The organism is Aeromicrobium sp. IC_218, from assembly GCF_004336805.1.
In the GTDB taxonomy this organism is placed as follows: Bacteria; Actinomycetota; Actinomycetes; order Propionibacteriales; family Nocardioidaceae; genus Aeromicrobium.
Genome location: NZ_SJXM01000001.1, coordinates 1 through 12,890 on the forward strand (window position 1 = coordinate 1; position 12,890 = coordinate 12,890).

16 protein-coding genes are annotated in these 12,890 nt (G+C 72.5%); all 16 read right to left on the reverse strand.

Translation table 11 applies throughout. The features are described from left to right. Nucleotides 1-448: flagellar hook capping FlgD N-terminal domain-containing protein (locus tag E0W78_RS00005; RefSeq protein WP_131401805.1), on the reverse strand; the 448-nt coding region annotated here is incomplete at its 3' end. Nucleotides 449-463: 15 nt separating this feature from the next. After that, nucleotides 464-1,639: a flagellar hook-length control protein FliK gene (locus E0W78_RS00010; RefSeq protein WP_131401807.1), complete on the reverse strand. Its 1,176-nt coding sequence runs from the start codon at nucleotides 1,637-1,639 to the stop codon at nucleotides 464-466. After that, entirely contained in the window at nucleotides 1,636-2,583 is a 948-nt protein-coding gene (locus E0W78_RS00015; RefSeq protein ID WP_131401809.1) for a transglycosylase SLT domain-containing protein, read from the reverse strand. Before E0W78_RS00015 ends, E0W78_RS00010 begins: the two co-directional genes overlap by 4 nt. 79 nt (nucleotides 2,584-2,662) lie before the next feature. Continuing rightward, nucleotides 2,663-3,100, reverse strand: a complete 438-nt coding sequence (locus E0W78_RS00020) for a flagellar FliJ family protein (protein WP_131401811.1) — start codon at nucleotides 3,098-3,100, stop codon at nucleotides 2,663-2,665. After that, complete coding sequence (locus E0W78_RS00025; protein ID WP_131401812.1) at nucleotides 3,097-4,401, reverse strand: FliI/YscN family ATPase; 1,305 nt, start codon at nucleotides 4,399-4,401, stop codon at nucleotides 3,097-3,099. The genes E0W78_RS00020 and E0W78_RS00025 overlap by 4 nt, the downstream gene beginning before the upstream one ends. Further along, nucleotides 4,398-5,093 (reverse strand): FliH/SctL family protein, encoded by a 696-nt coding sequence (locus E0W78_RS00030; RefSeq protein ID WP_131401815.1) that lies wholly within the window; start codon nucleotides 5,091-5,093, stop codon nucleotides 4,398-4,400. Before E0W78_RS00030 ends, E0W78_RS00025 begins: the two co-directional genes overlap by 4 nt. Then, the gene (gene fliG, locus E0W78_RS00035) at nucleotides 5,077-6,093 is read right to left on the reverse strand and encodes a flagellar motor switch protein FliG (protein ID WP_131401816.1); all 1,017 of its coding nucleotides are present in this window, start codon (nucleotides 6,091-6,093) and stop codon (nucleotides 5,077-5,079) included. The genes E0W78_RS00030 and fliG overlap by 17 nt, the downstream gene beginning before the upstream one ends. After that, nucleotides 6,090-7,676, reverse strand: a complete 1,587-nt coding sequence (fliF, locus tag E0W78_RS00040; protein WP_131401818.1) for a flagellar basal-body MS-ring/collar protein FliF — start codon at nucleotides 7,674-7,676, stop codon at nucleotides 6,090-6,092. The genes fliG and fliF overlap by 4 nt, the downstream gene beginning before the upstream one ends. Continuing rightward, complete coding sequence (locus tag E0W78_RS00045) at nucleotides 7,673-8,026, reverse strand: flagellar hook-basal body complex protein FliE (protein ID WP_131401820.1); 354 nt, start codon at nucleotides 8,024-8,026, stop codon at nucleotides 7,673-7,675. The genes fliF and E0W78_RS00045 overlap by 4 nt, the downstream gene beginning before the upstream one ends. Next, entirely contained in the window at nucleotides 8,026-8,415 is a 390-nt protein-coding gene (locus tag E0W78_RS00050; protein WP_131401821.1) for a flagellar basal body rod C-terminal domain-containing protein, read from the reverse strand. Before E0W78_RS00050 ends, E0W78_RS00045 begins: the two co-directional genes overlap by 1 nt. Then, entirely contained in the window at nucleotides 8,415-8,771 is a 357-nt protein-coding gene (gene flgB, locus E0W78_RS00055) for a flagellar basal body rod protein FlgB (RefSeq protein ID WP_242686153.1), read from the reverse strand. The genes E0W78_RS00050 and flgB overlap by 1 nt, the downstream gene beginning before the upstream one ends. A 132-nt stretch (nucleotides 8,772-8,903) precedes the next feature. After that, complete coding sequence (locus E0W78_RS00060) at nucleotides 8,904-9,227, reverse strand: hypothetical protein (protein ID WP_131401822.1); 324 nt, start codon at nucleotides 9,225-9,227, stop codon at nucleotides 8,904-8,906. After that, complete coding sequence (fliS, locus tag E0W78_RS00065; RefSeq protein ID WP_131401823.1) at nucleotides 9,220-9,603, reverse strand: flagellar export chaperone FliS; 384 nt, start codon at nucleotides 9,601-9,603, stop codon at nucleotides 9,220-9,222. Before fliS ends, E0W78_RS00060 begins: the two co-directional genes overlap by 8 nt. Before the next feature lie 8 nt (nucleotides 9,604-9,611). Continuing rightward, complete coding sequence (gene fliD / locus E0W78_RS00070; protein ID WP_131401826.1) at nucleotides 9,612-10,958, reverse strand: flagellar filament capping protein FliD; 1,347 nt, start codon at nucleotides 10,956-10,958, stop codon at nucleotides 9,612-9,614. A gap of 83 nt (nucleotides 10,959-11,041) precedes the next feature. Continuing rightward, the gene (locus E0W78_RS00075; protein WP_131401827.1) at nucleotides 11,042-11,827 is read right to left on the reverse strand and encodes a flagellin; all 786 of its coding nucleotides are present in this window, start codon (nucleotides 11,825-11,827) and stop codon (nucleotides 11,042-11,044) included. 68 nt (nucleotides 11,828-11,895) lie between these two features. Beyond that, nucleotides 11,896-12,777, reverse strand: coding sequence for a sigma-70 family RNA polymerase sigma factor (locus E0W78_RS00080; RefSeq protein WP_131401828.1), 882 nt, complete (start codon nucleotides 12,775-12,777; stop codon nucleotides 11,896-11,898). Between the last annotated feature and the right edge of the window lie 113 nt (nucleotides 12,778-12,890).

Here is a 12,890-nt window from a genome sequence, read left to right on the forward strand (position 1 = left end):
GGGTGGGGGTCGAGCCGTCGGTCACCGAGATGACGTTGAGCATGGGGACCTTGGTGCCGGCCACGTCCAGGACGGGTCCGGTCGCCTCGAAGGTGACACCGCTGACGGTGCCGGTGAGGGTCTTCTTGGGGTCGGCGGGGTCGGGGTAGCTGACCGTGCGGCCGACCAGGCTGCTGGCGCCGAAGGCCATCTGCGACGACTGCAGCGCCGACAGCTGGCTGGCCACGTCCTGCATGACCTCCAGCGACTGGAACTGGGCGGTCTGGGCCATGAACTCCGAGGAGTCCGTGGGGTTCATGGGGTCCTGGTACCGCAGCTGGGTGACGAGCAGGTTCAGGAACATGCTCTTGTCGTTGGCGGTGGTGGACTCGACGCCACCGCTGGTGCCGTTGGCGGTGTTCGTCCAGCGTCCGGTCGCGTCGACCGGGACGACGGAGTTGACGGGCATGGTGGTCCTTCCTCGTCAGATGGTCAGGTCGAGGCCGGCGGAGACCGCTGCCGTGACCGGGGTTCGGGTGGGGACGGCGTCGCCGCGCACCGGGCCGCTGACGGCCGGGACGAACGTCCGCGGAGCCTGGTCGCGCAGGCTTTCGCCGCTGGCCTGGCCGCCGCGCTGGTCGCTGGCCCCGCCGGCGCCGGAGTCGGTGATGGTGACCCGGGCCTCGGGCAGGCCCACCGCGTCCAGCAGGCGGCGCAGCTCGGGGCTGCCCTGCTGGAGCGCCGCACGGGCACCCTCGGACGCGCTCAGCACGACGTGCATCTCGTCGTGGCGCTGGACGAGCACGACGCGCACCTGGCCGAGCTCGGCCGGGTCCAGGGTCAGGCTCAGGCGGTGCACGCCCGGGCCGGCCTCGGCCAGGCTCGTGACGTGCGGCGCGATCTGGTCGACCACGGCCGCCGGGGTGACCGAGACGGTCGGCGTGACCGCCGTGGGGGCGACCGGCGCGCTGACCGGGGCGAGCGCGGTGAGTCCGGCCGGGGCCTCGACGCGCGCCACGGGGGCGAGCGGCGCGGCCGGGTCGGCCGGCTCGGTCGCGGGCTGCGCGACCGGGGCGGCGACCGGCACCAGCGCGTCCGGCTCGGCGACGATGACGGCGGACGGGCCGGCGGCCGCGTCCTGGGGAGCGGCCGGCACGGTGCCGCGCGCCACGACCGGGGCCGTGACGTCGGTGCCCTCGGCCGGAGCCGGGAGCGTGGCGCCGGGCAGCGCCGGGGCGTCGTCGCCGGGCGCCGGGGCGAGCAGGCCCTCGGCGCCGTCGACGGCGTCCACGACCTGCTGCGCGGCGGCCTGGTCGAGACCGGCCAGCGCGAGGGCCGGGGCCTGCGCCGGCACCACCGCGGTGGGCGTGGCGACGGTGCCGGTCACCGCGTTGGTCAGCAGGAAGGCGTCCAGGAGCGTGGAGTCCGGGTCGGCCGTGGCGTCGCCGGTCTCCGGCTCGGACGCGCCGGCCTCGTCGGTCTCCTCGGCCGGACGGCCGAAGGCGGGCACGGTGCCCGGCACGGCGCCGGGGAGCGTCGCCGGGGCGAGCGCGGCGGCCAGCATGGCGCCGAAGCCCGCGGTGGGGGCGGTGGCGCCACCGGTGGCCTCGGGCGTGGGCGCCGTCGCCAGCGGCAGGGCGCTGATCATCGGGGTCGTCATCGGGCACCTTCCAGGTCGGCCATGATCGATCGGACGTAGTGGCGGGTCTCGGCGTACGGGGGCACGCCGTCGTAGCGCATGACCGCGCCGGGGCCGGCGTTGTACGCGGCCAGGGCGAGCTCGGTCGAGCCGAAGCGCTGGGTCAGGTCACGCAGCAGGCGGGCCGCGCCGTCGACCGCCTGGGCGGGGTCGAAGGCGTCGGTGACGCCGAGTCCGCGGGCGGTGGCGGGCATGAGCTGCATGAGCCCCTGCGCACCGGCCGGGCTGACCGCGGTCGCGTCGAAGCCGGACTCCTGCTTGGCCACGGCGGCCAGCAGGCCGGCGTCCACGCCGTAGCGCGCCTCGGCCCGCTCGAACAGCACGCCGTAGGAGCCCGCGGCCGCCGGGGCGGACGAGCCGGAGGTGGCCGACTCGGCGCCGATCACCCGGCGGATCGCGGTCGGGGTGTCGTAGACGTCCTCGATGCGGACCTTCTCGCCCGGCTTCGGGGCGTGGATCATCTTGCCGTCGCCGACGTAGATGCCGATGTGCGTGACCGGGGAGTTGAACGCGAGCAGGTCGCCGGGGCGGGCCTGGTCCAGGCTCGGGACGGCGGTGCCCACCTTGGCCTGGTCGCGCGAGACGCGCGGCAGGTCGTAGCCGAGCTCGCCGTAGACCTGCTGCACGAGGCCGGAGCAGTCCAGCCCCTTCGCCGGGTCGGTGCCGCCCCACACGTAGGGCACGCCCAGGTACTTCTTGGCGGTGTCGACGACGGCCTGGCCGTCGCCGGACGAGCCCGCGGCCTGCGCGTCGGCCAGCTGCGTCGCGAACGGCGTGGCCGACGCGGACGACGTGGCGGACGCGCCGGCGGCGCGGCCGGACGCGAGGCTGGCGACCCGGCCGTCCAGCGTGGCCAGGTAGGACTCGATCTGCCCGATGCGGGCCTGGACCTCGGTCACGCTCATGCGCGGACCTCCGAGGGAAGAGCACGGTACGAAGGCCCGCACATGAGGACGGCGTCCATGGATCGCTCGCTGCGCTCGCTCATGCGTTCTCACCCCGTCCGAAGCGGGCCGACGTGAGGTCGTCGGCCTCCTTGGCCTCCGCGCGACGGCGCTCGGCGGCACGCTCGGCGGCGCGGCGCTCGAGCAGCATCTCGACCGCGCGCTCGCGCGAGCGGTCCGCGGCGTGACGGGCCCGGGCCTGGTCGGCGACGGTGCCGCGCCAGGACACCTCCTCGCTCATCTCGCCCAGGCGGGCCGAGACGCCGGCGACCGACTGGCGCAGCGCCAGGAAGGCGGCGGCCCCCACCTGGTCGAGGGCGGGCGACTGGGCGACGGCGTCGTGCAGGCCGGCCAGGGCCTGCTGGGCGCCGGCCTGCTCGGCCAGCGCCTGCTGCAGGCCCAGGCGGCTGTCGCGCTCACGGACCGAGCGGACGCGGAGCACCGCGTGCAGCCCGGCGTCGTGCTTCACGGCGCTCATGCCGCCACCACCTGACGCAGGCGGTTCCACGCGTCGGGCGTGGGCGTCTGGTCGTCCATCGACTGCTGCAGGAAGCCGTCGATGGCGCCCATGGAGGCGAGCGCGGCGTCGGCGTCGGGGTCCGAGCCGGACGCGTAGGCGCCGATCTCGACGAGCTCGCGCACGTCGCGGTGGGCGGCGAGCAGCTTGCGCAGCCGGCGGGCGGCCTGCTGCTGCTCGGGGTCGGTGATCCGCGACGTGGTGCGCGAGATGGACTCGAGCACGTCGATCGACGGGAAGTGCCCGGCCGTCGCCAGGCGACGGGACAGGACGACGTGGCCGTCCAGGATCGACCGGGCGGTGTCGCCGATCGGGTCCTGCAGGTCGTCGCCCTCGATGAGCACGGTGTACAGGCCGGTGATGCTGCCGTGCGGCGAGGTGCCGGCCCGCTCCAGCAGGCGGGGCATGAGGCCGAAGACGCTCGGCGGGTAGCCGCGCGTGGCCGGGGGCTCGCCGGCCGACAGGCCGATCTCGCGCTGGGCCATGGACACGCGGGTGAGCGAGTCCATCATCAGCACGACGTCCTTGCCCTGGTCGCGGAACCACTCGGCGATGCGGGTGGCGACGAACGCCGAGCGCATGCGCTCGACGGCCGGCGCGTCCGAGGTGGCCACGACGACGACCGAGCGGGCCAGGCCCTCGGGGCCGAGGTCGTGGTGGATGAACTCCGAGACCTCGCGGCCACGCTCGCCCACCAGGGCGATGACGTTGACGTCGGCGTCGGTGCCGCGGGCGATCATCGAGAGCAGGCTGGACTTGCCGACGCCCGAGCCGGCCATGATGCCGAGGCGCTGACCACGGCCGCAGGGCACGAGGGTGTCGAGCGCGCGCACGCCGAGGCCGAGCTGGCGGTCGATGCGCGGACGGTCGAGGGCGTTCGGCGCCTCGTGGTCGACGCCCACGCGCTCGAGCCCGTCGGGCAGCGCGCGGCCGTCGATCGGGCGGCCGAGGCCGTCGAGCACGCGGCCGAGCAGCTGCTCGCCGACCGCGACGGTCAGCGGGCCACCGGTGGCGCGCACGGCGGCGCCCACCTGGACGCCCTCGACGGGCGCGAGCGGCAGGCAGGTCAGGCCCTCGCGGTCGACGGCGGTGACCTCGGCGAGCACGGGGCTCGGGCCCTGCACCTCGACCAGGTCGGACACGGCGGCGTCCAGCCCGACGACGCGGACCTTGAGGCCCAGCACGCCGGCGACGCGGCCCATGGCCTGCGGCGGGATCGCGTCCATGGCCCGCTTCGCGACCTCGGCGGTCAGCACGCTCATCGGAGCACCTCGCGGACCCGGTCGAGCGCCGACGACAGGCGCAGGTCGACGACCTGCTCGTCGGTCTCGACGACGGAGTCGATCCGGCCGAGCGAGGGGTCGGGCACGACGGTGACGCCGCGCTGGGCGAGCGCCTCGTGGTCGGCGCCCTCGGCGGCGTCCGGGTGCAGCCGCAGCCGGACGAACGGGGACTCGGGCATGAGCGCGAGCGCCCGGCGCACGGACGTGATGCCCGGCTCCTGGCAGATCGCGACGGTCTCGCCGACCAGCGTCTCGGTGAGGTCGCTGGCCAGGTCGGTCGCGGCCTCCTCCACCTGCGCGCAGACGGCGGCGACCACGGCGCGCACGCGGCCGGCGGCCGCGGTCAGCGCCTCGATCGCGGCGGCGTGCTCGGCGTCGTGGCGCTCCTGCTCGACCCGGGCCTGCTGGGCCAGGCGCATGCGCTCCTCGGCCAGCACGGCCTGGGCCTCGCGGCGTCCGTCGGTCCAGCCCTGGACGTAGCCCTGGGACTGGGCCGCCTTGCGCGTGCGCTCGGCGACGACGGCCAGCGTGTTCTCGGTGGCGCCGTCGGCCAGGCCGCTGTCGGGACCCAGCCGGGTCCAGGCACCCTGCCTCAGGTCGGGGACGCGCAGGGCCTGCGCCCCGCTCGCCACCTGTCCGCGGACGACGGGCGAGTCACTCGATGAACTCATCGTCGTTCCCTCGTCGCAGCATGATCTGGCCCTGCTCCTCGAGCTGGCGGATCGTGCGGATGATGGACTGCTGGGCCTCCTCGACCTGGCGCAGGCGCACCGTGCCCAGGATCTCGACCTCGTCGGCGAGCGACTCGGCCGCACGCTCGGACATGTTGCGCATGATCTTCTCGCGCACCGGCTCGGTGACGCCCTTGAGCGCCATGGCCAGCTCGCCGGTGTCGACCTGGCGCAGCACCTGCTGCACCGACCGGTCGTCCAGCGACACGATGTCCTCGAACATGAACATCCGGCTCTTGACCTCGTCGGCCAGGTCGGGGTCGAGCGCCTCCAGGCCCTCGACGATCTGGCGCTCGGTCGAGCGGTCCGAACGGTTGATGATGTTGACCAGCGGGTCGATGCCGCCCACGCGGGAGGTCTCGGTCGGCTGCAGCATCGTCGAGAGCTTGCGCTCCAGCGTCCGCTCGACGACCTGGATGATCTCCGGCGACGTGCGGTCCATGACCGCGATGCGGTGCGCGACGACGGCCTGCTCCTCGGGCGGGAGGCTGGCCAGCAGCATGAGCGCCTTCTCCGGCGTCATGTGGGCCAGCACCAGGGCGATGATCTGCGGGTGCTCGTCCGCGACGAACGAGCGCAGCTGCGCGGGGTCGGCGTGACGCAGGAACTGGAACGGCAGCTGCACGGCGGCGGCGTTGAGCCGGTCCATGATCTCGGCCGCGCGCTCCTCGCCGAGCGACTTCTCCAGCAGCTGGCGAGCGTAGTCCAGGCCGCCGCGGGCGATGTGGCCGCGGGCGGTGAGCATCTCGTGGAACTCGCCGAGCACGGCGTCGGACTCGGTGCGGTCCACCGACTCCAGGCGCGCGACCTCGGTCGAGACCTCCTCGACCTCGGCCGGGCTCATGTGGCTCATGACCGCGGACGCCTTCTCCGGGCCGAGCGAGATGAGCAGGACGGCGGCCTTGTGGACGCCCAGGCGGGCGGTCATCGTGGCGGTCATCGGCGCTCCACCAGCCAGCCGCGCAGCAGGTTCGCGACGTCCTCGGGCTGCTTCTCCACGAGGTCGGCGATCTCCTCACGCATCCGCTCGGCCTCGAGCTCCTCCTCGCTGGCCATGACCTCGACGGCCGGGCTGACCGCGGTCGCGTCGGCGGCGGCCTGGTCGCGGCGCAGCTGCTCCACGAGGTTGTCCGCGGCCTCCTTGCGGTCGCGGGCGTTGCGCCGGCTGCGGAGCCAGAAGACACCCAGGACGATCGCGACCAGCAGGACGATGCCGGCGGTCTTGGCGGTGTCCCAGATCCGGTCCCAGCGCTCGGCGGCGGCGGCGTCGGCGAGCGCCTGGGCCGCGGCCTCCTCGCCGGTGCGGTCGAAGGCCATGGACGAGACCTCGATGGTGTCGCCGCGGTCCTCGTCGGTGCCGATCGCGGCGGCGATCAGGTCGTTGACCTGGGCCGTGGTGGCCGCGCCCTGGTTGGCGCTGTCGAGGACGACGCCGACGTGCAGCGACTCCACGCCACCGGGCGCCTGCTCGCGCTGCTCGACGGTCTTGTCGATCGCGTTGTCCGACGTCCGCTCGTTCTTGGTGTAGTTGCCGTTGCCGTTCGCGCCACCGCCGGTGACGGTGTCCTCCATCTGGCCGTCGGGACCGACGACGCCGGTGGAGCCGCCGTCGCCGCCCGTGCCCTGGTAGGTCTCGGTCTTGGTGGTCTCCGACAGCGCCGGGATGTTGGTCGCGCGGAAGTAGCGGGTGGTCTCGCTGACCGACTTGTCGAAGTCCAGGTTCGCGGTCACCTGCACGGTGGAGTTGCCCGGGCCGAGGACGCGGTCGAGCATCGTCTGCACGCGGGTCTGCATGTTGGTCTGGAACTGGTCGACCTGCTTGAGCTGCGAGCCCGAGCCGGCCTGCGCCGAGCCGTCGGAGGTCGACAGCACCTGGCCGCTGGAGTCGGTGACCGTCACCTTGTCGGGCTTGAGCCCGTCGACGCTGGACGCGACGAGGTGGACGATCGCCTGCACCTGGTCCTCGGGCAGCTGCTCGCCACGGCGCGGCTTGACCAGCACCGAGGCGGTGGCCGGCTGCTGCTCGGCGGCGAAGACGACCTTCTCGGGCAGCGCGAGGTGCACGGTGGCGACGTCGACGGAGTCCAGCGACTCGATCGTGTTGGTGAGCTCGCCCTCCATCGCCCGCTTGTAGTCGGTCTGCTCCTTGAAGTCCGACGCGGCGACGCCCTGCTTGTCCAGGATCGAGTAGCCGTCGCTGGACGACGACGGGATGCCCTCGCCGCTCATGGTGATGCGGGTCTTGTGGACGACGTCGTCCGGCACCATGATCGTGCCGCCGCCGTCGGCGATCTCGTAGGGCGTGCCGGCGGCGTCGAGCTCCTCGACGACCTGCGAGGCGTCCTCGGACGACAGCCCGCTGAACAGCGGGGCGTAGCTCGGGGTGGACGCCCAGCGGAACGCCAGGAACGCCGCCAAGAGCACCGCGGCGCCACCGACGACGACCGTGGCCTTCTGGCCGCTCGTGTAGCCGGCGAACGTCTCGCGGACGCTCGTGAGCCGGCGCATGACCTCGTTCTTCATCCGATCGGGGTCCGCATGATCTCGGTGAACGCCTCGACGGCCTTGTTGCGCATGGCGACCGTGAGCTGCGTCGTCATCTGCGTCTCGGCGGCGGCGATCGTGTAGTCGTGGATGTTCTTCAGGTCACCGGTGGTCGCCTGGACGGCCAGGTCGTCGGTGCGGTCGTTCATGGCCTCCAGGCCCTCGATCTTGTCCGCGAGCAGCGAGCCGAAGCTCGTGCCGGCGACCGACTGGGCGCCGGAGACGCCCTGGGGGCCGGCCGCACCGCGCACGGCGGTGACGTCGGGATCGATCTGCAGGGGCTGCATCGGCGTGAAGCCGCCGACGGGCTCGATGGCGGGGATGCTCATCACTTTCCGATCTGCAGGGCGCTGGTGTACGCGTCCTGCGCGGTCTTGGTGACGGACACCGAGGCCTGGTAGCCGCGCTGGGCCATGATGAGCTGGCTCATCTGGCTGTTCATGTCCGTGTCGGGGGTGCGCACGTAGCCGTCCTCGTCGGCCAGCGGGTGGCTCGGGTCGTGGACGACCCGGCCCTCGGCGGAGGTCTCGGCCACGCCGGAGACCTCGACGCCGCCGCCCTCGGAGGAGCGCAGCATCAGCATCTGGGCCTGGAACGCGTCCTGGTCGGTCGAGCTGACGGTGTTGACGTTGGCGATGTTGGTCGCGAGGGTGTCCAGCCAGGTCTGGTGGACGCCGAGGCTGCTGTTCGCGATGCGCAGCGCGTCGAAGGCGCTCATCAGCGGGCGTTCGCAGCCGTGATGATCAGGTTGTGGCGGTCCGAGATGGCCCGGCCCACGACCTGCTGCTGGTAGCTGGTCTGCATCGCGGCCATCGTCTCCTTGCGGAGGTCGACGTTGTTGCCGTTCGCGCCGACCGGGGTGGAGGTGGCGACGGTGTCGATGCCGGGGGCGTCCAGCTCGGCGGCGGAGCCGCTCTCGATGGCGCGACGCAGGTTGGTCTCGAAGTCGACCGTGGTCGCCCGGTAGTTGGGCGTGTCCACGTTGGCGATGTTGTCGGCGATGACGGTCTGGCGCATGGCCAGGCCGTCCAGGGCGCTGTGCAGCACAGAGCCGACCGGATCGACGAACGACACGGGGTGTCCTCCTGGGAAGGGAACGTCAGGGTCGCGCCGATCCGTCGGCATCACGAGCCGTCCTGGCTCGCTGACCCTTTCGGCCCCGTCGAGGACGAGTTGAGAGTTTTCCGCGAAACTTTCGCGCGGGTCTCAGGCGTCGAGGTCGACGTAGCGCGCGGCGGCCTGCTTCGTGCGGCCGGGCGCTGCGAAACGCTGCGCGGAGCGCGCGGTCGTGAGCTTGGAGCGCGCGTCGTCGCGCAGCGCGGCGAGGTGCCGGGTGAGCTCCTGCTGGGCGTCCAGCAGCTGCTCGGCCTCCGCGCGCAGGCGCTCGGGCAGCGGCGGGAGGCCCGCCGGGGGGTGCCAGTCGTCGCCGGGCTCACGGCCGGCGCGCACGTCCTCGACCGTCGCCATGAGGCGCTCGGTCAGGTCGTCCAGGACCGGTCGCCATGCGGCGACCGCAGCGTCGTCATGCACTCTGCTTGGCCACCTCGAGCGCGGCGGTGCGCCACGTGTCGGCCACCTGGCGCGACAGGTCCAGGCAGTGCTGGGCGACGGTCGTGCTGTGCTCGACGTTGGCGCGCACGAGCTGCGACAGCAGCCAGGCGTACACCGAGTTGAGCGCCTCGGCGCCGTCCCACAGCTCGGCCTTGAGGCTGGACTGGAGCGCGGCGACGATGTCCTGCGCGTGCAGGAAGTGCTGGTGGGAGTCCTGCGTCCGGCCCTGCTCGAGGGCGTCGATGGCCTGCTCGACGTCGCGCACCAGGCGGTCCACGAGCATGACGAGCAGGCGCTCGGGGCTCGCGGTCTGGACGCTGGCCTGGAGGTAGGCGTTCTGGGGGTTCGGGGTCATGACTCTCCTCAGCTCGTGGAGTAGCCCGGCAGCGAGGCGATCTGCCCCGACAGCCAGCTGCCCACGTTCTGCCACTGGTTCATGAAGGTGTCGAGGGCGGTGAACTGGCGCGTCATCGTCTTCTCGCGCAGCTCCAGGCGGACGTCCCAGGAGGCGATCGAGGTCTCGAGCTGCTTGATCGTGGCCTGGCGGCCCTCGACGGCGCGGGTCAGGTTGCCGTCGACGGAGTCGCTGGCGTCCTTGGCGACCTTCTCGTAGCGCTGCACCAGGCCGGTGCCCGCCTCGTTGGCGAACGCGGCCTGCACCGCGACCGGGTCGGCGCTGTAGGAGTCGGTGAACTTCTTCTCGTCGAAGACGACGTTGCCGTAGCGGTCCAGCTGCACGCCCATGTACGCCATCGAGGTGCCGTCGGGCGGGAAGACCGCGCTGAGCAGGCTCGAGCGCAGGTCGCGGACCGAGCCCTCGCGCGACAGCACGCCGGCGAGCTTGGTGGTCTCGTTGTACGAGGCCTGGGCGTCGATGTCGTCCAGGATCGCGTTGATCTGGCCGACGAAGCTCTTCATGGTGGCCGTCATCGCCGTGGCGTCGCCGCTGACCTCGACGGTGATGTCGGTGTCGATCGGGGTGCCCGAGCCCAGCACGACCGACAGGCCGGTGCCCAGGCCCGAGACGGTGTTCGTGGCCGAGGTGACCTCGTCGCCGCCGACGACCAGACGGGCGTCCTTGCCGGTGACGGTGCGGGTGGCGTCGACGCCGCCCAGGACGGTGCCGGCCGCGCTGGTCAGGGTGAACGCGGACTCCGCGCCGGTCTCCTTGGCGGTGACACGCAGGCGGTAGCCGTCCACCGTGCTGACGGTGGTGGCGGTGACGCCCGCGGAGGAACGGTTGAGCGCGGCGACGAGCGCGCCGAGGGAGCCGTCGCCGGCGTCGACCTCGACCGGGCCGTCGGCGCCGGTGATGGTGACCAGGTGCTTGCCGTCGGCGTCCGCGGGGACGACCACGTCGGTGAGCGCGCCGGCCAGCTCGGTCAGCTGGACCGAGTGCGCGACGGCGAGGTTCTTGACCTGGAAGGTGGTGGAGCCGGTGCTGGCGCCGTTGGTGGCGCTGACGGCCACCTTGTCGTTGCTGGACGTCGCCTTGACCGGCGCCCAGGCGGTGGGCTTGGCCAGGTCGGCGGCGGTGGTGGCGAGGGTGGCGAGCTTCGCGTTGAGCTTCTGCAGGGCGGTGACGACGGTCCCGTGCTGGGTGACCTTCGTCTTCAGCGCCGTCTGCTGCTTCGCCTCGAGCGCCATCAGCTGGGCGATCGTGGCGCTGTCGACGCCGCTGATGATGCCGGGCATGCTGGCGGTGGCCATGGATGCTCCCCTCGGGTACGTCAGGTGTGGTGCTGGTGCACGAAGGGCGGCCCCCGTGGTGGCGGGCCGCCCTCCGTCTCAGATCAGCGCAGGAGCTGCAGGACGCCCTGCGGGACCTGGTTGGCCTGAGCCAGCATGGCCGTGCCGGCCTGCGACAGGATCTGGCTGCGGGTCAGGTTCATCATCTCCGAAGCCATGTCGGTGTCGCGGATGCGCGACTCCGACGCCGACAGGTTCTCGATCGCGACGTTCACCGAGTTGATGGTGTGCTCGAAGCGGTTCTGGATCGCACCGAGCTCGGCGCGCTGCGTCGAGATGGTGGTGATCGCGGCCTGGACGGTGTTGCTGTCCGTGATGACCGCGGCCGAGACGTCGATGCCGGCCAGGGCCGTGTCCGAGATCTCGATCGTGTCGGCCGAGTCGTAGCCGGTCTGGAAGGTCAGCGCGGCGTCGCCGAAGAGCGCGATGCCGTTGAACTTCGTGTTGGCCTCGATGCGCTCGATCTCGGTGTGCAGCTGCGTGAACTCCGCCGACAGGGCCGCCTGCGACTCGGTGCTCTGCGTGCCGTTGTTGTGCTGGACGGCGAGGTCGTTCATGCGCTGGAGCATGGAGTGGACCTCGGTCAGCGCACCTTCAGCGGTCTGCGCGACGGAGATGCCGTCCTGGGCGTTGCGGACGGCGATCTTGAGTCCGCCGACCTGCGAGCGCAGGCCCTCGGAGATCGCGAGGCCGGCAGCGTCGTCGGCGGCGCGGTTGATGCGGAAGCCGCTGGACAGCTTCTCCAGGGACTTCGACTGAGCGTTCTGGGTGCTCGACAGGTTGCGGTACGAGTTCAGAGCGTCGATGTTCTGGTTGATGCGAAGACTCATGGGAAACCCTCCTGGTTGAGTGAGTCGTGCTGTGCCGAGGAACCCGTCCGTGGGCGCCTCGGGGTGACCTATCGGTCGGTCCCGGCTCCGCTTGAGGAGTCGGAAGAACTTTTTTTCAGGCCGACGCGTCGAGCGCGACGGCGGGGGGGGACCGCGACGGCGGGGCGGGCCACCGCGGCGTGGCGCGCGGCGACCGCCGCGACGTACGCCTCGCGGCGACGCGCGGCGCAGCCGGCCTTCTTCTCCGCGGCCTGGTCCGTCAGCTCGGGGGAGAGCAGACGGCGCAGGGCCTCACGGAGCAGGACGAGCGCCTCGGCGCGCATCTGCGAGACGCGCGACTCGGTCACGCCGAGGGTCTCGGCGATCTCGGCCATCGGGCGCTCGGCCAGGAAGTACTGCTCCACGACGTGGCGCAGGCGCTCGGGCAGCTCGGCGACCGCGTCGACGAGGTACTCCATCTCCTCACGGCCGAGCAGCGACTCGTCCGGGCGGGGAGAGCGGCTGACCAGCTGGTCGGCGAGCGTGAAGTCGCCGGCGCCGTCGAGCGAGAAGACCTGCGAGCGAGCGACGTCGCCCTGGTTCGCGGCCACCTCGTCCTCGCGCAGGCCGGCCGCGCTGGCCAGCTCGGCGGTGCTCGGCGCGCGGCCGAGGGTGGACGTGAGGGTGGCGCGGGTCGCCTCCAGCTCACGCGCCCGGCGGCGGACGCTGCGCGACGCCCAGTCCAGGCCGCGCAGCTCGTCCAGGACCGCGCCGCGGATGCGGGTGGCGGCGTAGCGGGCGAACGGGACGCCGCGCTCCTCCTGGAACGACTGTGCCGCCTGCACCAGCGCCAGCATCCCGGCCGAGGTGAGGTCGTCACGGCTCACGTGGCTCGGCACCCGCCCCATCGTCTCGCGGACGATGTGACCGACCAGTGCCAAATTCGACGTGACCAGCTCGTGGTTGTTCATGGTTTTGCCCCTTTCCACGAAAAATCTTTGTCGCTTCAAGCACCTCGAAGCGCCAAAATCGGGCAAATGAGCCTAAGGACCTCTTAGATTGGGCCCTTTACGGGACCCATTCG

What these genes read in the sequence shown, in the direction of transcription:
- E0W78_RS00010 (WP_131401807.1), bottom strand. Translation starts at nt 1,639, where the DNA reads ATGACGACCCCGATGATCAGCGCCCTGCCGCTGGCGACGGCGCCCACG.
- fliF (WP_131401818.1), bottom strand. Translation starts at nt 7,676, where the DNA reads ATGAAGAACGAGGTCATGCGCCGGCTCACGAGCGTCCGCGAGACGTTC.
- E0W78_RS00030 (WP_131401815.1), bottom strand. Translation starts at nt 5,093, where the DNA reads ATGAGTTCATCGAGTGACTCGCCCGTCGTCCGCGGACAGGTGGCGAGC.
- E0W78_RS00045 (WP_131401820.1), bottom strand. Translation starts at nt 8,026, where the DNA reads ATGAGCATCCCCGCCATCGAGCCCGTCGGCGGCTTCACGCCGATGCAG.
- E0W78_RS00080 (WP_131401828.1), bottom strand. Translation starts at nt 12,777, where the DNA reads ATGAACAACCACGAGCTGGTCACGTCGAATTTGGCACTGGTCGGTCAC.
- E0W78_RS00025 (WP_131401812.1), bottom strand. Translation starts at nt 4,401, where the DNA reads ATGAGCGTGCTGACCGCCGAGGTCGCGAAGCGGGCCATGGACGCGATC.
- E0W78_RS00015 (WP_131401809.1), bottom strand. Translation starts at nt 2,583, where the DNA reads ATGAGCGTGACCGAGGTCCAGGCCCGCATCGGGCAGATCGAGTCCTAC.
- E0W78_RS00075 (WP_131401827.1), bottom strand. Translation starts at nt 11,827, where the DNA reads ATGAGTCTTCGCATCAACCAGAACATCGACGCTCTGAACTCGTACCGC.
- fliS (WP_131401823.1), bottom strand. Translation starts at nt 9,603, where the DNA reads ATGACCCCGAACCCCCAGAACGCCTACCTCCAGGCCAGCGTCCAGACC.
- fliG (WP_131401816.1), bottom strand. Translation starts at nt 6,093, where the DNA reads ATGACCGCCACGATGACCGCCCGCCTGGGCGTCCACAAGGCCGCCGTC.
- fliD (WP_131401826.1), bottom strand. Translation starts at nt 10,958, where the DNA reads ATGGCCACCGCCAGCATGCCCGGCATCATCAGCGGCGTCGACAGCGCC.
- E0W78_RS00020 (WP_131401811.1), bottom strand. Translation starts at nt 3,100, where the DNA reads ATGAGCGCCGTGAAGCACGACGCCGGGCTGCACGCGGTGCTCCGCGTC.
- E0W78_RS00050 (WP_131401821.1), bottom strand. Translation starts at nt 8,415, where the DNA reads ATGAGCGCCTTCGACGCGCTGCGCATCGCGAACAGCAGCCTCGGCGTC.